Source organism: Streptomyces sp. NPDC059668 (genome assembly GCF_042734135.1).
Taxonomy (GTDB): Bacteria; Actinomycetota; Actinomycetes; order Streptomycetales; family Streptomycetaceae; genus Streptomyces.
Window position 1 is genome coordinate 70,695 of record NZ_JBHWEL010000005.1, and the last position, 21,817, is coordinate 92,511.

At 71.9% G+C, this 21,817-nt stretch carries 18 protein-coding genes; 8 read left to right on the forward strand and 10 right to left on the reverse strand.

Translation table 11 applies throughout. The features are described 5' to 3' along the window. Window positions 1-61: 61 nt before the first annotated feature. The 4 genes from ACFV2J_RS06185 to ACFV2J_RS06200 form a co-directional block, all read right to left on the reverse strand. Window positions 62-853, reverse strand: a complete 792-nt coding sequence (locus tag ACFV2J_RS06185; RefSeq protein ID WP_385083937.1) for an aldo/keto reductase — start codon at window positions 851-853, stop codon at window positions 62-64. A 209-nt stretch (window positions 854-1,062) separates the two neighbouring features. Then, on the reverse strand, window positions 1,063-2,889 hold the full coding sequence (locus ACFV2J_RS06190) for an AMP-dependent synthetase/ligase (protein ID WP_385083935.1): 1,827 nt from the start codon (window positions 2,887-2,889) through the stop codon (window positions 1,063-1,065). Between the two features lie 373 nt (window positions 2,890-3,262). Beyond that, window positions 3,263-3,796 (reverse strand): GNAT family N-acetyltransferase, encoded by a 534-nt coding sequence (locus tag ACFV2J_RS06195; RefSeq protein ID WP_385083934.1) that lies wholly within the window; start codon window positions 3,794-3,796, stop codon window positions 3,263-3,265. A gap of 47 nt (window positions 3,797-3,843) precedes the next feature. Further along, the gene (locus ACFV2J_RS06200; RefSeq protein ID WP_385083933.1) at window positions 3,844-4,746 is read right to left on the reverse strand and encodes a LysR substrate-binding domain-containing protein; all 903 of its coding nucleotides are present in this window, start codon (window positions 4,744-4,746) and stop codon (window positions 3,844-3,846) included. 135 nt (window positions 4,747-4,881) lie between these two features. Between ACFV2J_RS06200 and ACFV2J_RS06205 the strand changes: the two genes are divergently transcribed. Continuing rightward, complete coding sequence (locus ACFV2J_RS06205; RefSeq protein WP_385083932.1) at window positions 4,882-5,955, forward strand: bile acid:sodium symporter family protein; 1,074 nt, start codon at window positions 4,882-4,884, stop codon at window positions 5,953-5,955. A 64-nt stretch (window positions 5,956-6,019) separates the two neighbouring features. Here ACFV2J_RS06205 and ACFV2J_RS06210 read toward each other — a convergent pair whose 3' ends face one another. After that, window positions 6,020-7,909, reverse strand: a complete 1,890-nt coding sequence (locus ACFV2J_RS06210) for an exo-alpha-sialidase (protein WP_385083931.1) — start codon at window positions 7,907-7,909, stop codon at window positions 6,020-6,022. A 342-nt stretch (window positions 7,910-8,251) separates the two neighbouring features. Here ACFV2J_RS06210 and ACFV2J_RS06215 point away from each other — a divergent pair, with 342 nt between their 5' ends. Continuing rightward, window positions 8,252-8,794, forward strand: a complete 543-nt coding sequence (locus tag ACFV2J_RS06215; protein WP_385083930.1) for an isochorismatase family protein — start codon at window positions 8,252-8,254, stop codon at window positions 8,792-8,794. A 144-nt stretch (window positions 8,795-8,938) separates the two neighbouring features. Here the strand turns inward: ACFV2J_RS06215 and fdhD are convergent, their stop codons facing one another. From fdhD to ACFV2J_RS06240, 5 genes are read right to left on the reverse strand one after another with little or no spacing between them, the layout of a single operon-like run. Beyond that, window positions 8,939-9,796 carry a formate dehydrogenase accessory sulfurtransferase FdhD gene (gene fdhD / locus ACFV2J_RS06220; protein ID WP_385083929.1) on the reverse strand — a complete coding sequence of 286 codons (858 nt, stop codon included), beginning with the start codon at window positions 9,794-9,796 and terminating at the stop codon, window positions 8,939-8,941. A 7-nt stretch (window positions 9,797-9,803) separates the two neighbouring features. Further along, a complete protein-coding gene (locus ACFV2J_RS06225; RefSeq protein ID WP_385083928.1) occupies window positions 9,804-10,664 on the reverse strand; it encodes a 2Fe-2S iron-sulfur cluster-binding protein in 861 nt (286 codons plus the stop codon). Beyond that, window positions 10,661-12,484: an NAD(P)H-dependent oxidoreductase subunit E gene (locus tag ACFV2J_RS06230; protein ID WP_385083927.1), complete on the reverse strand. Its 1,824-nt coding sequence runs from the start codon at window positions 12,482-12,484 to the stop codon at window positions 10,661-10,663. The genes ACFV2J_RS06225 and ACFV2J_RS06230 overlap by 4 nt, the downstream gene beginning before the upstream one ends. An 8-nt stretch (window positions 12,485-12,492) precedes the next feature. After that, window positions 12,493-14,412 (reverse strand): molybdopterin oxidoreductase family protein, encoded by a 1,920-nt coding sequence (locus ACFV2J_RS06235; protein ID WP_385083926.1) that lies wholly within the window; start codon window positions 14,410-14,412, stop codon window positions 12,493-12,495. Continuing rightward, window positions 14,409-15,380 (reverse strand): 2-dehydropantoate 2-reductase, encoded by a 972-nt coding sequence (locus ACFV2J_RS06240; protein ID WP_385083925.1) that lies wholly within the window; start codon window positions 15,378-15,380, stop codon window positions 14,409-14,411. Before ACFV2J_RS06240 ends, ACFV2J_RS06235 begins: the two co-directional genes overlap by 4 nt. A 388-nt stretch (window positions 15,381-15,768) precedes the next feature. Between ACFV2J_RS06240 and ACFV2J_RS06245 the strand changes: the two genes are divergently transcribed. The 6 genes from ACFV2J_RS06245 to ACFV2J_RS06270 form a co-directional block, all read left to right on the forward strand. After that, window positions 15,769-16,668 (forward strand): aldo/keto reductase, encoded by a 900-nt coding sequence (locus tag ACFV2J_RS06245; RefSeq protein WP_385083924.1) that lies wholly within the window; start codon window positions 15,769-15,771, stop codon window positions 16,666-16,668. Between the two features lie 505 nt (window positions 16,669-17,173). Continuing rightward, a complete protein-coding gene (locus tag ACFV2J_RS06250) occupies window positions 17,174-18,508 on the forward strand; it encodes an OFA family MFS transporter (protein ID WP_385083923.1) in 1,335 nt (444 codons plus the stop codon). After that, window positions 18,474-18,611 carry a hypothetical protein gene (locus ACFV2J_RS06255; RefSeq protein ID WP_385083922.1) on the forward strand — a complete coding sequence of 46 codons (138 nt, stop codon included), beginning with the start codon at window positions 18,474-18,476 and terminating at the stop codon, window positions 18,609-18,611. The genes ACFV2J_RS06250 and ACFV2J_RS06255 overlap by 35 nt, the downstream gene beginning before the upstream one ends. Window positions 18,612-18,770: 159 nt before the next feature. Beyond that, entirely contained in the window at window positions 18,771-19,718 is a 948-nt protein-coding gene (locus ACFV2J_RS06260) for a beta-ketoacyl-ACP synthase III (protein ID WP_385083921.1), read from the forward strand. A gap of 240 nt (window positions 19,719-19,958) precedes the next feature. Beyond that, window positions 19,959-20,633, forward strand: a complete 675-nt coding sequence (locus ACFV2J_RS06265; RefSeq protein ID WP_385083920.1) for a GntR family transcriptional regulator — start codon at window positions 19,959-19,961, stop codon at window positions 20,631-20,633. A gap of 229 nt (window positions 20,634-20,862) precedes the next feature. Further along, the coding region (locus ACFV2J_RS06270) for an ROK family protein (RefSeq protein WP_385437513.1) at window positions 20,863-21,817 on the forward strand (955 nt) is incomplete at its 3' end.

Below are 21,817 nucleotides of genomic sequence, written 5' to 3' on the forward strand. Positions count from 1 at the left end.
CCCGCCCCCGCCCGCCCGGCCGGGGGGGGGGGGCGGGGGCCGGGCGCCGGGGTCGGGCTGGTCAGCCCACGTCGAAGGTGGCCGGGTCGGGACCCAGGCGACGGTCCTCGTTCAGTGCGCTGATCGCCGCGATGTCCTCGGCGTCGAGGGAGAAGCCGAACACGTCGATGTTCTCCGCGATCCGGGCCGGGGTCACGGACTTGGGGATCACGATGTTGCCCAGCTGGATGTGCCAGCGGAGCACGATCTGCGCCGGGGTACGGCCGTGCTTCTGCGCGATGGCGACGATCGCCGGGACCTCCAGGAGGCCCTTGCCCTGGCCGAGCGGGGACCAGGCCTCGGTGGCGATGCCCTGCTCCGCGTGGAACTCGCGCGCCGCGCGCTGCTGGAGGTGCGGGTGCAGCTCGATCTGGTTGACGGCCGGGATGACGGACGTCGCCTCGATCAGCCTCTCCAGGTGTTCTGGAAGGAAGTTGGAGGTGCCGATGGCCTTGGCGCGGCCGTCGGCGTGGATCTTCTCGAAGGCCTTGTACGTGTCGACGTACCGGTCCCGGGTCGGCAGCGGCCAGTGGATCAGGTACAGGTCCACGTAGTCCAGACCGAGCTTCTCCAGGGAGGCGTCGAACGCGCGGAGCGTCGTGTCGTACCCCTGGTCGCCGTTCCAGAGCTTGGTGGTGACGAAGAGGTCCTCGCGGGCGATGCCGGAGGAGGCGATCGCCTTGCCGGTGCCCTCCTCGTTGCCGTAGATCGCCGCCGTGTCGATGCTGCGGTATCCGTTCCGCAGTGCCGTGGCGACGGCTCGCTCCGCCTCGTCGTCCGGGACCTGCCAGACGCCGAAGCCAAGCTGCGGCATCTCGACACCGTTGTTCAGGATGATCGGGGGGACCTTGCTCACGAGCTCTCGATCCTTCAGTCGTCGGGTGGGACTCCCATGGTCAACGATCATCGGCCCTGATGCATTCCTGACCGGCTGATTCCGGGTGAATCGTCGCCGGAGGCCGGAGAATGGCCGGAAATGAGCCAGGCCGTGGCGGGGAGGGCGTGGCAGGGGCCGGGGCGTCCCTATGCCTGGTAGAGCGCCTCGACCTCCGTCGAGTACGCGTTCTCGATCGCCTTGCGCTTCAGCTTCAGCGAAGGCGTCAGCAGTCCGTGCTCCTCGGTGAACTGGTGGGCCAGTATCCGGAAGGTGCGGATCGACTCGGCCTGCGAGACGAGGGTGTTCGCCGCGACCACCGCGCGCCGCACCTCGGTCTCCAGATCCGGGTCGCGTACCAGGTCGGCGGTGGGCAGCCGGGGCTTGCCCCGCATCTGGAGCCAGTGGTCGACGGCCTCCGCGTCGAGTGTGACGAGCGCCGCGATGTACGGCCGGTCGTTGCCGACGACGATGCACTGCGCGACCAGCGGATGGTCCCGCACCCGCTCCTCCAGGACGCCCGGCGAGACGCTCTTGCCGCCGGAGGTCACCAGGATCTCCTTCTTGCGCCCGGTGATGGTGAGGTAGCCGTCCTCGTCGAGGGAGCCCAGGTCACCGGTGGCGAGCCAGCCGTCGTGCAGGGTGGCGTCGGTGGCCTTGGGGTCGTTGAGATAGCCCTGGAAGACGTTCTCGCCGTTCAGCCACACCTCCCCGTCGTCCGCGATGTGCACGGTGGTGCCGGGGATCGCCTGGCCGACGGTGCCGAACCGGGTGCGCTCGGGCGGGTTGGCGGTGGCGGCCGCGGTGGACTCGGTGAGCCCGTACCCCTCGTACACGACGACACCCGCGCCCGCGAAGAACAGCCCGAGCCGCCGGTCCATCGCCGAACCGCCCGACATCGCGTGTCTGACCCGGCCGCCCATCGCGGCCCGCACCTTGGAGTAGACGACCTTGTCGAAGAACTGGTGCTGCACCCGCAGGGCCGCCGAGGGGCCGGGTCCGATGCCCCAGGCCTTCTCCTCGACCGCGTCCGCGTAGCGCACGGCGACCTCGACGGCCTTCTCGAAGGGTCCTGACTTGCCCTCTTTCTCGGCCTTGCGGCGGGCGGCGTTGAAGACCTTCTCGAAGATGTACGGCACCGCGAGGAAGAACGTCGGCCGGAACGCGGCCAGGTCCGGCAGCAGGGCCGCCGCGTTGAGCTGCGGCTGGTGGCCGAACTTCACCTTCCCGCGGACCGCCGCGACCTGCACCATCCGTCCGAAGACGTGCGCGAGCGGAAGGAACAGCAGCGTGGCGGCCTCGTCGTTGCGCCGCGAGTGGAAGACCGGCTCCCAGCGCTCGATGACGGTGTCCGCCTCGAACATGAAGTTGGCGTGCGAGAGGACACAGCCCTTGGGGCGCCCGGTGGTGCCCGAGGTGTAGATGATCGTCGCGATGGACTCGGGCGTGACCGCCCGCCGGTGCCGGTGCACGACCTCGTCGTCGAGGTGCGCGCCCGCTTCGTACAGCTCCTGCACCGCGCCGGCGTCCAGCTGCCACAGCTTGTGCAGCTCCGGCAGCCGGTCGACGACGGTGGCGATCGTCATCGCGTGGTCCTCGTGCTCCACCATGACCGCCGACACCTGGGCGTCGTGCAGCATCCAGAAGACCTGCTCGGCGGAGGAGGTCGGGTAGATGGGCACGACCTGGGCGCCGATCGTCCACAACGCGAAGTCGAAGAGGGTCCACTCGTAGCGTGTGGGGCACATGATCGCGATCCGGTCGCCGAACCGGATGCCGTGGGCGAGCAGCCCCTTGGCCAGGGCGAGGACCTCGTCACGGAACTCGGCCGACGTCACGTCGCGCCACTGTCCCTGCTCGTCCTTGCGGCCGAGCGCGATGTGCAGCGGATCCTCCCGGGCATGGTCGAACACGACGTCGGCCAGGCCGCCCACCGGCGGCGCCGACGCCAACGGAGGGTTGGTGAACTCGCGCAATCCCGCTCCTAGTGGCGCTCCGCACAGCGCCGTGAAAGCTACCCCACCGGACCGCCGGGCGGGAGGGGCGTCGGAGCGGGGGAGCACGGGTCGTCCGCACAGGTCAGTCGCGGAAATGCCCGCACATGGGGAAGGGTCGGACAGAATCCCTTACGGCTCCGTAGGTTTCGATCCCGTAATCTCCACGGAATCTGTACGACCCCACGGTGCCCCGCCGGCGGGGTCCGATCGCCGGATTTGTCGGTCTCGCGCGTCGTGCCGCGGTGTCCCGTGACAGGGTGTCCCGCGACGGGGCGTCGGTGCGGTGCCCGGCGGTCAGGGGCGGCGACGGGTGACGTACGCCGGGCGGTGGCGGGCGGTGGTCAGGGGCGGCCTACCCCTGGAACTCCGTCAGATCGATCCCGAACACCCGCAGGTCGTGCCCGTTCACCGGATTCTGCGCGGCGCCCTCAGGCCGCATGTCGAGCTTGCCCAGTACGTTCGTGGAGGCGGAGTCCGAGCTCCGGCACACGGCGACGACCCGGTCGAGGCCGCGGTCCTGGAGGGCGAACTCCAGCGCGGCGTGGGCCGCCTCCGACGCGTATCCCTGCCCCCAGAAGGCCCGCCCGAGCCGCCAGCCGATCGCCACCTCGCCCGCGATCGCGGACGGGGCGTCGGCCAGGTACAGCCCGACCGCCCCGGCCAGCTCCCCGGAGCCCAGGAGCTCGACGGCGAAGATCCCGAAGCCCTCCTCGTCCCACTCCTCCTCCCACGCCTCGATGTCCTCGGCGGTCTCCTCCAGGGAACGCGTCGCGCCGTCGCCGATCCACCGCATCACCTCGGGGTCGGCGTGGATCTCGGACAGGGGGACAAGGTCGTCGTCCAGCCAGCGGCGCAGGAGAAGACGGGGGGTGTGGATCTCGCTCATGGCCCCATCCTGCCGATGTGCGGGCGTGAGGGCGAATGACGGCCGGATCAGCCGGGTGGCGACAGCGGTCGGCCCCGTGGCTCCGGCCGTCCCCGGCGCAGCCGGTCGCCGCCGCCCAGGATCGCCGCCGCCAGCGCGTCCGCCGCCTCCTGCGCGGACGCCTGGCGCTGTCCGTGCACCAGGACGAAGTCGACCTCGCCGAGTTCCGGCAGCCCCGCCCGTTCCGGGACCGTGACCAGGCCGGGCGGTACGAGCCCCCGGGAGTGGGCCATCACACCGAGGCCCGCGCGGGCCGCCGCGACCAGGCCGTTCAGGCTGCCGCTGGTGCAGGCGATGCGCCAGGACCGGCCCTGGCGCTCCAGCGCCTCCAGGGCCAGGGCGCGGGTGATGCCCGGGGGCGGGTAGACGATCAGCGGGACCGGGCGGTCGGGGTCCAGGCGCAGGCGCTCCGCGCCGATCCAGACCAGGCGGTCGTGCCGGACCAGCTCGCCGCGCGGGTCCTCGGGCCGCCGCTTGGCCAGCACCAGGTCGAGCCTGCCCGCCGCGAGCTGCTCGTGCAGCGTGCCGGACAGTTCGACGGTCAGCTCCAGATCCACTTCGGGATGGTCGTACCTGAAGCCTTCCAGGATCTCCGGCAACCGGGTCAGCACGAAGTCCTCCGAGGCGCCGAAGCGGAGGCGGCCGCGCAGCCGGGTGCCCGTGAAGAACGCGGTCGCCTGTTCGTGCACCTCCAGGATGCGGCGCGCGAAGCCCAGCATCGCCTCGCCGTCCACCGTGAGCTCCACGGAGTGCGTGTCGCGCGAGAACAGCTGCCGTCCGGCGGCGTCCTCCAGCCGGCGCACGTGCTGGCTGACCGTCGACTGGCGCAGCCCCAGCCGCCGGGCGGCCTGGGTGAAGCTCAGGGTTTGGGCCACCGCGAGGAAGGTACGCAGCTGGGACGGGTCGTACACCCGCCCAGGCTATCGCGGATCATGATGGCAGTCAGAACGGTATGCCGGATTCCCGATCACGGGGGCGAGGAGGACGATGGAGAGGGCACGACCCGCCTCGGCGGACGATCTACGACAAGCGAGCAGTGGAGCACCGTGAAACGCCTGCAGTGGCCGAGTTGGATGCCGATCGACCCCTACATCCTGCTGTTGCTCGGGACGGTGGGCCTCGCGGCCCTCCTTCCGGCGCGGGGCGCGGGCGCCGGCGTCGCCTCGGGCGCGTCCACGGCGGCGATCGCCTTCCTCTTCTTCCTGTACGGCGCGCGGCTCTCCACGCGCGAGGCACTGGACGGGCTCAAGCACTGGCGTCTTCACGTCACGGTGCTGGCCTGCACCTTCGTCGTCTTCCCGCTGCTCGGTCTCGCCGCGCGCGGACTCGAACCGGTGTTCCTGACGCACAACCTCTACACCGGCCTGCTCTTCCTGACGCTCGTCCCCTCGACGATCCAGTCGTCGATCGCCTTCACCTCCATCGCCCGCGGCAACGTGCCCGCCGCGATCTGCGCGGGATCCTTCTCCTCGCTCGCGGGCATCGTCGTCACCCCGCTGCTCGCGGCGGTCCTGCTCGGCAACAGCGGTGGCGGGTTCTCCGCGGACTCGCTGATCAAGATCGTGCTGCAACTGCTGGTGCCGTTCCTCGCCGGGCAACTGCTGCGGCGCTGGATCGGCGGGTTCATCACCCGGCACAAGAAGGTCCTCGGGTACGTCGACCGCGGCTCGATCCTGCTCGTCGTGTACACCGCGTTCAGCGAGGGCATGGTGCAGGGCATCTGGCACCAGGTCAGCGTGGTCCGGCTGGCCGGGCTGCTGCTCGTCGAGGCCCTGCTGCTCGCGGTGATGCTGGCGCTGACCTGGTACGGCGGGAAGGCGCTGGGCTTCGGCCGGGGCGACCGGATCGCGATCCAGTTCGCCGGGTCGAAGAAGTCCCTCGCCTCCGGGCTCCCCATGGCCAGCGTGCTGTTCGGCGCGCACGCCTCGCTCGCCGTGCTGCCGCTGATGCTCTTCCACCAGATGCAGCTCATGGTGTGCGCGGTGATCGCCAAACGCCGTGCCCGCGATCCCGAGGCGGCCGGGGCCGCCGGGGACACCCGGGCGGATCGGCCGGCCCTGGACCGGAGCTCGGGCGCGGGCCCACGAACCGCGGTCGGTACGGCGCGACGTTCCGACTGAGGCCCACCGGGCCGCCGCCCCCCGTCGTCCAGGGGGAGGGCGGCGGCCGGCCGTGGGCGAGACGTCAGTGACCGCCGCCCACGTGGTCCATCGGCAGATACAGGACGGTGTCCCGGGTCACCCTCCGGTCCGGTGCGGCGGACAGTTCCGCGTCACTGAGCGCCCGGTCGTAGACCCGGACCTCGTCGATCGCCCCGGCGAAGTAGGCCCTGCTGTCCATCCGTTGCCCCACGTGCACCCCGAACGGCGAGTTGCGGCTGACCGATCCGGGCACGTCCGGTGTGCTCACCGACGTACCGTCCACGAAGAGCGTGAGCAGCCCGGCACCCCTGTCACGGCGCACCACGAGATGGTGCCACTGGCCGTCGTTGCGGGCGCCCGGGAGCCGTACCGACGCGGTGGCCGGGGCCGTCGCGCCGTCGCGGGTGGTGATCAGCGCGGTGATCCGGTCGGACGCGGGTTCGGCACGCATCCACACCTGCGGCTGCGTCGTGCCGATTCCGCCCATCCACAGCAGCGGCTGCTCCCCGGCGGTCGCCGTGTAGCGGAACCACAGGGACGCCGTGAAGTCCTTGGTGCCGAGCGGGAGGCGGTCCTGGTACGGCAGCCGTACGGCGTCGTCGGCGCCGTCGAGCTCCAGGGCGCCGCCCAGCACGCCCGCCGTCCCGTGGGCGCCGCCGAGCACGGCGGCCCGTGCGGCGCGCGGGGCGAGGTCGGCCGTCGTCGGGTCCGGTCCGCGGCGCGGCGTGAGCCAGTCCTCGGTGAAGCGGGCGAAGCGGATCTCGTCGCGCGCGTCGACCGCGCCGCCCTCGTACAGCAGGCCCACGGTGTCGCCGTCGATCCGGGTCAGGTCCGAGTAGCCGGACCAGTCCGTGGTGACGACCGTGCCGCGGTCCACGCTGTCCCAGGTGCGGCCGCCGTCGTAGGAGGAGCGGATCATCATGGTCCTGCGCCGGTCGGGATCGCCGGGGCAGGCCAGCAGGATCCGGTCGTCCAGGCGCAGGACGGAGCCCTGGACCTGGGGCGCGTAGAGGTCCGGCAGGTCGCGGAAGGGGGCGGTGAAGCTATCGCCGCCGTCACGGCTGACGGTCTGGGTCCGGTGGCCGAGATCGGTGCCGTCCTGCTCGCGCCCGCTGACCAGAACGGCGCCGTCGGCGCGTTGGGTGAGCGTCAGCTCGGACGGCTTCTGGCGGAAGGTGCCGTCGCCGGCGATCGGCCACGAGTCCGTCGCGCCGATCCTCCAGTGGTCACCCCCGTCGTCGCTGGTGATGAGGGCGGCGTTGTTGGCGGTGACCCGGCTGCCGTCCCAGGTCTCGGTGTTGACGCCGAAGACGAGGCGTCCCTTGTGCCTGCCGCGGGTCAGCTGGATGCCGTGCACGGGGCCGGTGGCGTACCAGGAGTTCCAGTTCGGCGGGAGGATCTCGTCGCTCAGGTCCCGCGGCCGGGACCAGCTGAGACCGTCGTCGTCGCTGTACTGCAGGTGCGGGGTGCGGTCGCAGGGGACGTCGCAGCCGCGGCCGTCCGTGCGGCCCGTGTTGTACGTCTCCGCCAGCACCACGCGGCCGGTCTCGTGGTCCACGACGGGCGCGGGGTTGCCGTGCGTGTCGCCCGCGCCCTCGTTCACGACCTGGAGCGGGCCCCAGCTGCGGCCGCCGTCCGTCGACCGTTTGACGACGATGTCGATGTCGCCCGCGTCGCCGCAGTCGTGGACGCGTCCCTCGGCGAAGGCCAGCAGGGTGCCCCGCGGGGTGCGTACGACGGCCGGGATGCGGAAACACGCGTAGCCGGGATCCTGGGCGGCCTTGAAGAGCACCTGTTGCTCGAACTCACCTGTCACGGAGCTCTGTTGGGCTCCGGCCGGGCTGGGCAGCGCGATCAGCGCGGCCGCGGCGAGGGCGGCCGTGAGAACGGCTGCCGCGGTGGATCTCAGACGTGCGCGGAGGCTTGACGGCATGGTGCGACCTGCCCTTCATGCGTCTGGGCGACCTGGGTGTCGTGGACGTCGGACATCCGACATCCGACGTCCGACGTCGGGGCCACAGACGCTACTTGGGCCCTCAAGCACCCCACAAGGAGCATGCACCGGTCGTGTTCACGCCAGATTTGCGGAGTGCGTGGCGTGCGGTCCGCCGTCCCTCCGCCGTCGCCCCGCCACCCGGGCCGCGGACGCCGCGTCGGCCGCGCGAGGCGGGCGACGGGGCGCGGACCCCGTTCCGGACGGCCGAACGGGATCAGTTCACGGGCTTGTTGATCCGGATTTCCGGTACGGACGGCTAGGGACGGCTAACGTTCCGTCATGACCGCACCCGAAACCGCACCCCGCCTCGCCCTCGATCCCGCGCGCACCGCCCTGGTGCTCGTGGATCTGATGGACCGTATCGTCGGGCTGCCCGTGGAACCCCGCGACGGCACCACAGTCCTCTCCGCCGCCGAGGAGCTGGCGACCGTCTTCCGTAAGGCGGGCGCGCTCGTCGTCCTGATCCGGGTCGAACGGCCCGGGGTGGCCGAGCAGCCCCCCGGCAGCGGCCTGGTCGCCGGACTCGTCGCGCAGGGCGACCTGGAGATCGTCAAGCGGTCCATCGGCGGATTCCAGGGCACCGGCCTCGACGCGCGACTGCGGGAACGCGGCATCGCCACGCTGGTGTTCGGCGGGATCGCCACCAACCTGGGGGTCGAGTCCACCGCCCGCGCCGCCGGAGACCTCGGCTACGACCTGGTGTTCGCCGAGGACGCGATGGCCGCCCTCACCGCCCCCGAGCACGAGGCCTCCGTCCGCCTCGACTTCCCCCGGCTGGGCACCGTCGTCACCGTCGAGCAGGTGCGCTTCACCGCCGGCTGAGCGCGCCGCGCGGGCCCCGGGGCCCGGTGCGCCGGCCGGCACCCGCCGAGGCGGACCGGGCCGGGCAGGACACAGCGGGACCCCTTCGGCGCAGGGGGCGCTCCCCGCCGGTCGGGGCCCCGCCGCCGTGTCGCGGGGAGCCGGTCAGCCCTGGGCGGCCGCGGCCCGCAGGGCGATGCGGTGCTCGCCCGCGTACACGTTCATGGAGGCGCCGCGCAGGAACCCGACCAGGGTCAGGCCCGACTCCGCGGCGAGGTCCACGGCCAGGGACGACGGGGCCGAGACCGCCGCGAGCACCGGGATGCCCGCCATGACCGCCTTCTGCGCCAGCTCGAAGGAGGCCCGCCCCGACACCAGCAGGACGGTCCGGGAGAGCGGGAGCCCGCCGTCCTGAAGAGCGCGCCCGACCAGCTTGTCGACCGCGTTGTGCCGGCCCACGTCCTCGCGTACGTCGAGGAGCTCGCCGTCCTCGGTGAACAGCGCCGCGGCGTGCAGACCCCCGGTCCGGTCGAAGACCCGCTGCGCCGCACGCAGCCGGTCGGGGAGGACGGCGAGGAGTGCGGGCTCCAGCCGGACCGGGGGAGCGTCGTCACCGTCGTCGATGGTCCAGCGCGCCGTCGTGCGGACCGCGTCCAGGCTCGCCTTGCCGCACAGACCGCAGGACGAGGTCGTGTAGACGTTGCGTTCGAGGGTGATGTCGGGCATGACGACGCCGGGCGCCGTCCGTACGTCCACGACGTTGTACGAGTTCGAGCCGTCCACCGTCGCTCCCGCGCAGTAGACGATGCTCTGCAGCTCGTCCGCCCTGCCGAGGACCCCCTCGCTGACCAGGAAGCCCGCCGCGAGCGCGAAGTCGTCTCCCGGGGTGCGCATGGTGATGGCGAGCGCCTTGCCGTTGAGGCGGATCTCCAGGGGTTCCTCGGCGACCAGCGTGTCCGGACGGGTGCTCTCGGCCCCGTCCCGGATGCGGATCACCTTGCGTCGTTCCGTGACTCGTCCCATGTCCTGATCAGTCCCGGTTCTGTACGTGCTGGTAGCCGAAACGGCCCTTGATGCAGAGATTGCCGTGGGTCACCGGGTTGTCGTGCGGAGAGGTGACCTTGACGATCTCATTGTCCTGCACGTGCAGCGTGAGGTTGCAGCCCACACCGCAGTAGGCGCACACGGTGGTGGTCGCGGTCTGCGCCGACTCGTCCCACGTACCCGCCTCCCGCATGTCGAACTCCGACCGGAAGGACAGCGCGCCGGTCGGGCACACCTCGATGCAGTTCCCGCAGTACACGCACGCCGAGTCGGTCAGCGGGGCGTCGTGCTCCACGGCGATCCTGGCGTCGAAGCCGCGTCCGGAGACCGAGATCGCGAAGGTGTTCTGCCACTGGTCGCCGCAGGCGTCCACGCACTTGTAGCAGAGGATGCACTTGTCGTAGTCGCGCACGTACAGGGTGTTGTCGATCCGGGGTTCCTCGTCGACACGGGCGGCGTCGGGGCCGAACCGGTCCGGCTCGGCCCCGTACTCCTCGATCCACCCCGCCACCCCGGGAGTGGTCGAGAGATCCACCGACGAGGCGAGCAGTTCGAGGACGATCCGCCGGCTGTGACGGACGCGCTCCGTGTCCGTCCGCACCCGCATGCCCTCCTCCGCCCCGCGCGAGCAGGCCGGAGCGAGGGTGCGGGCGCCCTCGACCTCGACGACACAGACCCGGCAGGCGTTCTTCGGGGTCAGCGTGTCGCCCTGGCACAGGGTGGGGACGTCCTTGCCGGCGGAACGGCAGGCGTCGAGGATCGTCGATCCCTCCGGCGCGCGCACCGGTTCACCGTCAAGGGTGAATTCGAGCAGCCGGCGGGGAGTCCCGAGCGGTATCGCGGTCATTCGTACGCCCCCAGACGGTCGATCGCGGATTCCACGGCGTTCCACGCGGTCTGTCCCAGACCGCAGATCGAGGCGTCCCGCATCGCGCGGCCGACCTCCCTGAGCAGGGCGACGTCGTCCGCCGCGGCCGCGCCGGCGCGCTCGGCGATCCGGTGCAGCGCCTCCTCCTGGCGTACGGTCCCGACCCGGCAGGGCACACACTGCCCGCACGACTCGTCACGGAAGAACGCGGCGATCCGCAGCAGCAGGCGGGGGAGGGGGACGGTGTCGTCGAAGGCCATGACCACGCCCGAGCCGAGCGTCGTGCCCGCCTCCCGCGTGCCCTCGAAGGTGAGCGGGACGTCCAGTTCGTCGGGCCGTACGAAGCCGCCTGCCGCGCCGCCCAGCAGCACCGCGCGCAGCCCCTCCCGTACGCCCGCCAGCTCCAGCAGCCCGCCCAGCGTCGTCCCGAAGGGCAGCTCGTAGACGCCGGGCCGTTCCACGCTCCCCGACACGCAGTACAGCTTCGGACCGGTGGAGCCCGGGGTGCCGATCGCCGCGTACGCCTCGGCCCCCATGGTCAGGACCGGCAGGACGTTCACGAGCGTCTCGACGTTGTTCTCGGCGGTGGGTCTGCCGAACAGGCCCTTCTCCACGGGGAAGGGCGGTTTGGAACGCGGCTCGCCCCGGTACCCCTCGATCGAGTTGAACAGGGCGGTCTCCTCACCGCAGATGTACGCGCCCGCGCCGCGCCGGATCTCGATGTCGAAGGCGTACCCCTGCCCGAGGACGTCGTCGCCTAGCAGCCCCCGCGCGCGTGCCTGGCCGATGGCGTGCTCCATGCGGCGCAGGGCGCGCGGGTACTCGCCGCGCAGGTACAGATAGCCCTGGTGTGCGCCGACCGCGTACGCGGCGATGGTCATCGCCTCGACGAGCGCGTACGGGTCGCCCTCCATGACCACCCGGTCCTTGAAGGTGCCCGGCTCGGACTCGTCGGCGTTGCACACGAGGTAGTGGGGTGTGCCGCTCGCGGCCGCCGTGGCCTGCCACTTGCGGCCGGTGGGGAAGGCGGCGCCGCCCCGCCCGACCAGGCCGGAGTCGGTGACCTCGCGGACGACCCCGGCGGGCCCGAGCGCGAAGGCCCGGCGCAGCGCGGTGTACCCGCCGTGCGCCCGGTAGTCGTCCAGGTCGGCGGGATCGACCACGCCGACGCGGCCCAGCAGGATCAGTGACGGGTCACCGGCCTGCGGGAGGGCCCGCGCCGCGGGCGGCTCCTCGGCCGCCGAGCCGGGCGCGGTCGCCGTCAGCACGGCCCGCTCGACCGTGGCGGGCGCCGCCACGGCCGTACGCACGGGATCGCCCGCCCGGACCGCGAGCGTGGCCGGAGCCCGCTCGCACAGACCGAGGCAGGGGCCGCGCTCCACGGTCACCCCGCTGCCGGGGCCGAGCCGGGACTCGATCCCTTCGCACAGTCGCGGGGCCCCGGCCGCCATGCAGGCCAGGTCCGTGCAGACGTGGAGCACCGTCGCCGGACGCGGCTTCACCGAGAACATGGCGTAAAAGGTCGCGACGCCGTACGCCTCCGCCGGCGGTACGGTCAGCCGGCGGCACAGATAGGCGAGCGCGCCCTCGCTGATCCAGCCGACCCGGTCGTTGACGGCGTGCAGCCCCGGCAGCAGCAGGTCCCGGCGCGCGCGGGCCTCACGGCCTCCGCGCGCCCACCTGAGGTCGGCGTCGGACCGGTCGGCGCCCTCCCACGAGGACTCCGGAGGGCCGAGCAGCGCGTCGACGGCCGCCCGCTCCTCGTCCGAGGGCTTGCTGTCACCGAAGTGCAGATCCATGTCCCGCCTCAGCTCCTCACGGTCGCGACCGGCAGCTTGTCGATCCGGATCGCCGACGCCTTGAACTCCGCCGTCCCCGCGATCGGGCAGTTCGCCTCGATCGTCAGCCGGTTGGTGTCCACGTCGTCGGGGAAGTGCATCGTCATGAACGCCAGCCCGGGGCGCAGCGCGGTGTCGATCCACACGGGCGCCTGTACGGAACCACGGCGCGAGGAGATCCGGACCTCCTCGCCCACCACGACCCCGTAGCGCTCCGCGTCCTCCGGGCACAGCTCGACGTACTCGCCGCGCCGCAGCGGGGAGGCGAAACCGCCGCTCTGCACACCGGTGTTGTAGGAGTCGAGCCGCCGCCCGGTGGTGAGGCGGATCGGGTACGTCTCGTCCGTCAGGTCGACCGGCGGGTCGTGCCGGACGAGTCCGAAGGGTGCGCGCCGGCCGCGTTCGGCGGGGTCGTCGGCCCACAACCGGCCGTGCAGATAGGTCGGTTCGAGACGTGTGGGGTCCGGGCAGGGCCACTGGATGCCCTGTTCCTCCTCCAGACGGGCGTACGTCATCCCGTAGTGGTCCGGGGAGAGCGAGCGCAGTTCGTTCCAGACGGCCTCGGAGTCGGTGTACTTCCACTCGTGCCCGAGGCGCGCGGCGAGGTCGCGCAGGATGTCGATGTCCTCGCGGGCCTCGCCCGGCGGGGTCACCGCCGCGCGCACCCGCTGGACGCGCCGTTCGCTGTTGGTGGTGGTGCCCTCCGTCTCCGCCCACCCGGCGGTGGCGGGCAGCACCACGTCGGCGAGCTCGGCCGTCCGGGTGAGGAAGATGTCCTGGACGACGAGGAAGTCGAGGGCGCGAAGCCGCCGGATCGCCTGCTCGCTGTCGGCCTCCGACTGCGCCGGGTTCTCCCCGATGCAGTAGACCGCCTTGAGGGTGCCCTCCTCCATCGCCTCGAACATCTCCGTCAGGTTCAGCCCGTAGTGCGGCTCGATGACGGTGTCCCACGCGGTCTCGAACTTCGTCCGCGCGTCCGGGTCGAGGATGTCCTGGAAGCCGGGGAGCCGGTTGGGGATGGCGCCCATGTCACCGCCGCCCTGCACGTTGTTCTGGCCGCGCAGCGGCTGGAGCCCGGAGCCGTGGCGGCCCACGTGACCGGTCAGCAGGGACAGGTTGATCAGCGCGCGGACGTTGTCGGTGCCGTTGTGGTGCTCGGTGATGCCGAGCGTCCAGCACAGTTGCGCGCGTTCGGCGCGGGCGTACGCGTGGGCCAACTCCCGTATCGCGGAGGCCGGTACGCCCGTGACCTTCTCCGCGAGGGACAGCGTCCAGGGTTCGACGAGCCGTTCGTACTCCTCGAACCCGCTGGTCGCCCGCCGGATGAAGGCGTGGTTGGCGAGACCCGCGCGGATGATCTCGCGGCCGATCGCGTGCGCCATCGGGATGTCGGTTCCGACGTTCAGACCGAGCCAGCCCTCCGCCCACTCGGCCGTCGAGGTGCGGCGGGGATCGACCGCGTACATGCGGGCGCCGTTCCTGATCCCCTTGAGTACGTGCTGGAAGAAGATGGGGTGCGCGAAGCGGGCGTTGGAGCCCCACATCACCACGAGGTCGGTCTCCTCGACCTCCGCGTAGGAGGAGGTCCCGCCGCCCGAGCCGAAGGCCGCCGAGAGGCCGGCGACGCTCGGGGCGTGACAGGTGCGGTTGCAGGAGTCGACGTTGTTGGTGCCCATGACGACCCGTGCGAACTTCTGCGCCACGTAGTTCATCTCGTTGGTCGCGCGGGCGCAGGAGAACAGGCCGAACGCCCCGCGCGCGGCACGCAGCCCCGCGGCCGCGCGGCTCAGGGCCTCGTCCCAGCCGGCCTGCCGGAAGGGTTCGTCGCGACTGTCCCGCACCAGCGGATGCGTGAGCCGTGTGTAGATCCTCGGGTCGCGTTTTTTCATGCGGCGGTCCTCGATGCGAGCAGATCCGACAGGGCGTGCACGGTACGGAGGGTGGGGACCGGGACGCCGGTGATCTCCGCCAGTTCCACGACGGCCGCGAGCAGCACGTCGAGTTCGAGCGGCTTGCCGCGTTCCAGGTCCTGGAGGGTGGAGGTGCGGTGGTCGCCGACGCGTTCGGCGCCGGCCAGCCGGCGTTCGATGGAGACGCCGACCTCGCAGCCGAGGGCCTCGGCGACGGCGAGCGTCTCGGCCATCATGATCTCGATGACCTTGCGGGTGCCGCCGTGCAGACACATCTGCCGCATGGTCGCGCGGGACAGCGCGCTGATGGGGTTGAAGGAGATGTTGCCCAGCAGCTTCAGCCAGATGTCGTTGCGCAGGTCCGGCTCGACGGGACACTTGAGGCCGCCCGCCTGCATGGCCTCGCTGAACCTCCGGCAGCGGGGGGAGAGCGAGCGGTCGGGTTCACCGATGGAGAACCGGGTGCCTTCCAGGTGGCGGACGACTCCCGGTCCCTCCAGTTCCGTGGCCGCGTACACCACGCATCCGACGGCCCGTTCGGGCGCGAGCACCGCACTGACCGCGCCACCGGGGTCGACGCTCTCCACACGGTGGCCGTCGTGCGGGCCGCCGTGCCGGTGGAAGTACCACCAGGGGATGCCGTTCTGGGCGGCGATCACCGCTGTGCCCCGGTGCAGCAAGGGCTCGATCAGCGGCCCGCACGCCGCGTACGAGTTGGCCTTCAGGCCGAGGAAGACGTAGTCGGCGGGCCCGACCTCGGCCGGGTCGTCGGTGGCATGGGTGCGCGCGGTGAAGTCGCCGCGCGGGCTGTGTACGTGGACTCCGTGCCGCCTCATGGCCGCCAGATGCGGTCCACGGGCGATGAGATGCACATCGGCGCCTGCGCGGTGCAGCGCGGCCCCGACATAGGCGCCGATCGCTCCGGCGCCGAGAACGGCGACTTTCACTGTGGCTCGCTCCGTTCGGTCGAGGGTACCGAGGAACTGCCGAACTCTGTCGACGAAATATTGTCTACAGTATGGGAGTTGGGGCGGCAAGGCTTCGCACAGCACCCGGGGCGCCCGTGACCCCGTGGACAGTGGGCCCCGGTCCGGCGACCTGCTGGTGGACGCCTCGGACGGCCCGCTAGAATCCCGGCCGACACATAAGCCTTCTCGGCGCGGACCGCGACCCGCCGGAAGGCTTTTTTCATGTCCGGATCCGGACTGCCCCGGCAGTCCGTGCCGCCGCCGGTGGACCCGCTTCGAAGGCGGTCGCCCCGCCGGCCTGCCCGAACGGCCCGCGCCGCTCTCGGCGAATCCGGATTTCCCCGCAACGCAAGAGGAGACCCATGTCATGAGCGCACGAACGAACACCCCAGCGTCCACGAGCACTTGGCGACTCGGTGACCTCACCGTCAACCGTGTCGGGTTCGGCGCCATGCGCCTGACCGGGACCGCGCCCTTCGACCGCGGTGTGCCGCGCGACCGCGAACGGTCGATCGGCGTGCTCCGGCGGGCGGTCGAGCTCGGCGTGAACCACATCGACACCGCCGCCTTCTACTTCTCGGCGACGCGCTCCGCCAACGAACTGATCAACCGGGCGCTGGCGCCCTACCCGGAGGACCTGGTCATCGCCACCAAGGTCTGGCCCGGCCGTGATCCCTCGGGCGCCTGGTGGTGGGCCACCCCGGAGCAGCTGCGCGGCCAGGTCGAGGAGAACCTGCGCCAACTCGGCCGGGACCACCTGGACGTGGTGAACCTGCGGGTACCGCCGAGCCGGCGGACCGGCTCGATCGGCGAGCACTTCGGGGCGCTGGCCGAACTGCGCGAGGCCGGGCTGATCCGCCACCTCGGCGTCTCCCACGTCACGTCCGGCCAGCTGGCCGAGGCCCGGGCCATCGCGCCGGTCGTGTGCGTGCAGAACCCGTACGGGATCGGATCGCCGCGCGAGGACGGGTCCCTCCTGCGGCTCTGCGGTGAACTCGGCCTCGCCTTCGTCCCGTTCTTCGCGATCGCCGGTTCCGGACGCGAGGCGGGTCCGGCCGCCCGTGACAGCGGGACGGTGCACGCCGTCGCCCGTGCCCACGGGGTGTCCGTCGCGCAGGTCCGGCTGGCCTGGACGCTGCGGCAGGGGCCGCACGTGCTGGCGATCCCGGGCACCGGCGATCCGGACCACCTCGCGCAGAACATGGCGGCGGGCACGCTGCGTCTCTCGGAGGACGAGTCGGCCCGGCTCGGCTCGCCGGGACGGTGACGCGCCGCGACCCCGCCGGTCCTGTCGGGCGTCCCGGGTGAAGTCGCGTGCACCGCGGCACTGTTGGCGGGCGTGCCGAGGTTGCCCCGTGATCGGCCGGGTGCCGTGGACGGTGTCCGCGCCACGGCCGCCGCGCGCCGCGCCGTGAGCCCAGGGGAGGCGGACCGGCGCGCGCCGTCCTGGCCGGACGGGACCGACCGTTCGCGGTCCGCGCGATCACCCACGGCGCGAGTTCGGACAAGGCGCGCGGACCGGCCGGACCGGCGCCGAGGTGGTCGAGAGCGACCTCGGTGACAGGGCGAGCGTGCGCAGGGCGACCGAGGACCGCGGCCCGGCGTGACGGCCGAACGGCCCGTACCCAGGGTGCCCGGACGGTCCGGTTCCGGCCGCCGCGCACTCCCGAACGACCGTTCGTCGCACCATGGATACCGTTCACCGCATACGGTCGACGAGTTGGTGCCGTACGGCTTCCCAACCGGACAACCGCTTCCTATCGTCCGGGATCATGAGTCCCCCTGTCGCGCCACCCGGCTGGAGCCGCTGGCTCGTCCCGCCCGCCGCCCTGTCGGTCCACCTCTCCATCGGCCAGGCGTACGCCTGGAGCGTCTTCAAGCCACCGCTCGAATCCGCGCTCGGCCTCAGCGGCACCCAGAGCGCGCTGCCCTTCCAGCTCGCCATCGTCATGCTCGGACTGTCCGCCGCGTTCGGCGGCACCCTGGTGGAGCGCAACGGACCACGCTGGGCGATGACCGTCGCCCTGGTCTGCTTCTCCACCGGCTTCCTGATCGCCTCGCTCGGCGCCGCCACCGAGCAGTACTGGCTGATCGTGTTCGGCTACGGCTTCGTCGGCGGAATCGGCCTCGGCATCGGCTACATCTCGCCGGTCTCGACCCTGATCAAGTGGTTCCCGGACCGGCCGGGCATGGCCACCGGCATCGCGATCATGGGCTTCGGCGGCGGCGCGCTGATCGCCTCGCCGTGGTCCGCGCAGATGCTGAAGTCCTTCGGCTCCGACTCCTCCGGCATCGCCGTCGCCTTCCTCGTGCACGGGCTGTCGTACGCGGTCTTCATGACGCTCGGCGTGCTGCTGGTGCGGGTGCCGCGCAGCGAGAAGCCCGTCGAGGCGGGCCCCGGGCCCCTCGACGGGGTGCAGGTCTCGGCGAAGAACGCCGTGCGCACCCCGCAGTTCTGGTGCCTGTGGCTCGTGCTGTGCATGAACGTGACCGCGGGCATCGGCATCCTGGAGAAGGCCGCCCCGATGATCACCGACTTCTTCGCGGACACCTCCACCCCGGTGTCGGTCTCGGCCGCCGCCGGCTTCGTGGGGCTGCTCTCGGCGGCGAACATGGCGGGCCGGATCGGCTGGTCCTCCACGTCCGACCTGATCGGGCGCAAGAACATCTACCGTGTCTACCTCGGCGTGGGCGCGGTGATGTACCTGCTGATCTCGCAGTTCGGGGACTCCTCCAAGCCCCTGTTCATCATCTGCGCGCTGGTGATCCTCTCCTTCTACGGGGGTGGCTTCGCGACCGTCCCCGCCTACCTCAAGGACCTCTTCGGCACCTACCAGGTCGGCGCGATCCACGGCCGGCTGCTCACCGCCTGGTCCACGGCCGGGGTCCTCGGCCCGTTGATCGTCAACTGGATCGCGGACCGGCAGAAGGACGCGGGCAAGCACGGCGCCGCGCTCTACGACACCTCGTTCCTGATCATGATCGGGCTGCTGGTCGTCGGCTTCGTCGCCAACGAGCTGATCCGCCCGGTCCACGTACGCCACCACATCCCCGCACCGAGGGAGGCAGCCGATGACGACTCCGTCCAGTCCCAGCAGTCCGCCTGACCGGCGGGCCCTGATCGCCTTCTCCTGGCTCTGGGTGGGGGCACCGCTCTGTTACGGCCTGTACGAGCTCGTACTCAAGGTCAAACAGCTGTTCACGGGGTGAGGTCCGGGCGTCTGTGCGGACCGTGCGCGCGCGTCCGAGGGTCTGACAGAAGCCGACAAGCCTGGCGCCCCTTTCCTGTGGCATCACCTGACGTCGTACCCATGGGTCACTGATCAGACTGGAGGATCTCGCTACCCAAGGCAACGAGGGAGACCCCCCATGAACGGCTCACGCATCGCGGCCGTCGGCCACTACCAGCCCGCCAAGGTCCTCACCAACGAGGACCTGGCGGGCCTGGTCGACACCAGTGACGAGTGGATCAAGAGCCGGGTGGGCATCCGTACGCGCCACATCGCCGGACCCGACGAACCCGTCGACGAGCTGGCCGGCCACGCCGCGGCCAAGGCGCTCGCGGCCGCCGGACTGGCCCCCGACGACATCGACCTGGTGCTGGTCGCCACCTCGACGGCCGTCGACCGCTCCCCGAACATGGCCGCCCGGGTCGCGCACCGCCTGGGCATCCCGTCCCCCGCGGCCATGGACGTCAACGTGGTCTGCGCGGGCTTCACCCACGCGCTCGCCACCGCGGACCACGCCGTTCGCGCGGGGGCGGCGACCCGGGCCCTGGTCATCGGCGCGGACAAGATGTCGGACGTGACGGACTGGACCGACCGCACCACCTGCGTCCTGGTCGGGGACGGCGCGGGGGCCGCCGTCGTCGAAGCCGCCGCGCCCGGCACCGAGCCGGGGATCGGGCCCGTGCTGTGGGGCTCGGTGCCCGAGATGGGGCACGCCGTACGCATCGAGGGCACCCCGGCGCGGTTCGCGCAGGAGGGCCAGAGCGTCTACCGCTGGGCGACGACCCGGCTCCCGGCGATCGCCCGGCAGGCCTGCGAGCGGGCCGGACTCACGCCCGAGGAGCTCGCCGGAGTCGTCCTGCACCAGGCGAACCTGCGCATCATCGAGCCCCTCGCGCAGAAGATCGGCGCCGTGAACGCGGTGGTCGCGCGCGATGTCGTGGACTCCGGGAACACCTCCGCCGCCAGCATCCCGCTCGCCCTCTCCAAGCTCGTCGAACGCGGTGAGATCGGCACCGGCGACCCCGTGCTCCTCTTCGGCTTCGGCGGGAACCTGTCCTACGCGGGACAGGTCGTCCGCTGCCCCTGAACCCCGTGACCTGCGGCGGAGGCCCGATGTGACGCGGTAGACCGCCCCACCCCCTGGCTTTTGTGCGCCGTAGACTGTAGACGAAAGACAATTGATACTGGCTTTCCGAGGAATCTGGTTCACCGGTGAGCGCGGCGTCCGGCGACGGAGACGACTCCGGCGACGTCCCTGGCGACGGAACGTCTCCGGGACGCGGACGTTCCGGCCGCTGTGTCCACCGTTGCCAGGAGGGGGACCGCGATGTTGTCGACAGGACTGCCGCAGGGGGCGGTGCCCAGGCTGGAGCGGCCCGGCCCGCTGCGCGACCGTGTCTACGAGGCGCTGCTCGAACTCATCACGACACGCGCCCTCCAGCCGGGCCAGCACCTGGTCGAGAGCGAACTCGCCGGGCACCTCGGGGTCTCCCGGCAGCCCGTGCGCGAGGCGCTCCAGCGGCTGAACACCGAGGGCTGGGTGGATCTGCGGCCCGCCCAGGGCGCGTTCGTGCACGAGCCGACGGAGGAGGAGGCCGACCAACTCCTCACGGTCCGTACGCTCCTGGAGGCCGAGGCCGCCCGGCTCGCCGCCGCGGGCGCGGGCTCCGCCGGCATCACCGCCCTGGAGGAGCTGTGCTCCGAGGGCGAGCGCGCCGTCGCCGCCGACGACGTGGACGGGGCCGTCGCGATCAACGCCCGCTTCCACGCGAAGGTCATGGAGCTGGCCGGGAACGCCGTCCTCGCCGAACTGGCCGCCCAGGTCGACCGCCGGGTGCGCTGGTACTACACGCCGGTCGCCCGGCAGCGGGGGGCGCAGTCCTGGATCGAGCACCGCGAACTCATCGCGGCCATCGCCGACCGCGACGAACCCCGCGCCACCCAGGTCATGCGCGAACACACCGAGCACACGCGCAAGACCTACCACGAGCGCGAGAAGTAACCCGCCCGCAGGCACGAGCCCGTAGCGCCGACGCCCGTCCGGGGCACCCATGAGGCCCGCACGCCCCGCGCTTTGTCCTCTCAGTGGAGAAAGTTGACGGCAATCTCTGCGCGACTTCTTCCCACTCCGGGCAGCCGCTGCTACGTTCGCCTCGAAAGCAAGCCACGGCGATGTGGCCAAATCTCGTTGGACACAGGCCGATTGAGGCGGGGAGGGGCTCGTGAGACGCATGACGGCTCGACCCGCGAACGCGCACCAGGCGCGACTGCTGCGCCTGTTGCGAGACGGCGGCCCCAACTCCCGTGCCCAGCTCGGTGACCAGGTCGACCTCTCCCGGTCGAAGCTGGCCGTCGAGGTGGAACGGCTCCTGGAGACCGGGCTCGTCGTCGCCGACGGTCTCGCCGCATCCCGCGGCGGCCGGCGCTCCCACAACATCCGGCTGGCCCCGGCGCTGCGCTTCCTCGGCGTGGACATCGGGGCGACCTCGATCGACGTGGCGGTCACCAACGCCGAACTGGAGGTGCTCGGGCACCTCAACCAGCCCATGGACGTCCGTGAGGGCCCGGTCGCGGTGTTCGAGCAGGTGCTCGCCATGGCGGCCAAACTGAGGTCCTCCGGGCTCGCGGAGGGGTTCGACGGCGCCGGGATCGGCGTCCCGGGTCCGGTCCGCTTCCCCGAGGGCGTCCCGGTCGCCCCGCCGATCATGCCGGGCTGGGACGGCTTCCCGGTCCGCGAGGCGCTCAGCCAGGACCTCGGCTGCCCCGTCATGGTCGACAACGACGTGAACCTGATGGCGATGGGGGAGCAGCACGCGGGCGTCGCACGCTCCGTGGGCGACTTCCTCTGCGTCAAGATCGGTACCGGTATCGGCTGCGGCATCGTCGTCGGCGGAGAGGTCTACCGCGGGACGACGGGCAGCGCGGGCGACATCGGGCACATCCAGGCGGTGCCCGACGGCCGCCCGTGCGCCTGCGGGAACCGCGGTTGTCTGGAGGCCCACTTCAGCGGCGCCGCACTCGCCCGGGACGCGACGGACGCCGCCCAGCAGGGACTCTCGGCGGAACTCGCCGCCCGGCTAGAGGCGGCGGGCACGCTCACCGCCGTCGATGTCGCCGCCGCGGCCGCGGGGGGCGGCGCCCCCCCCCCCCCCCACTTCCGCGGGGCGGGCCCCCCCCGCCCGCCCG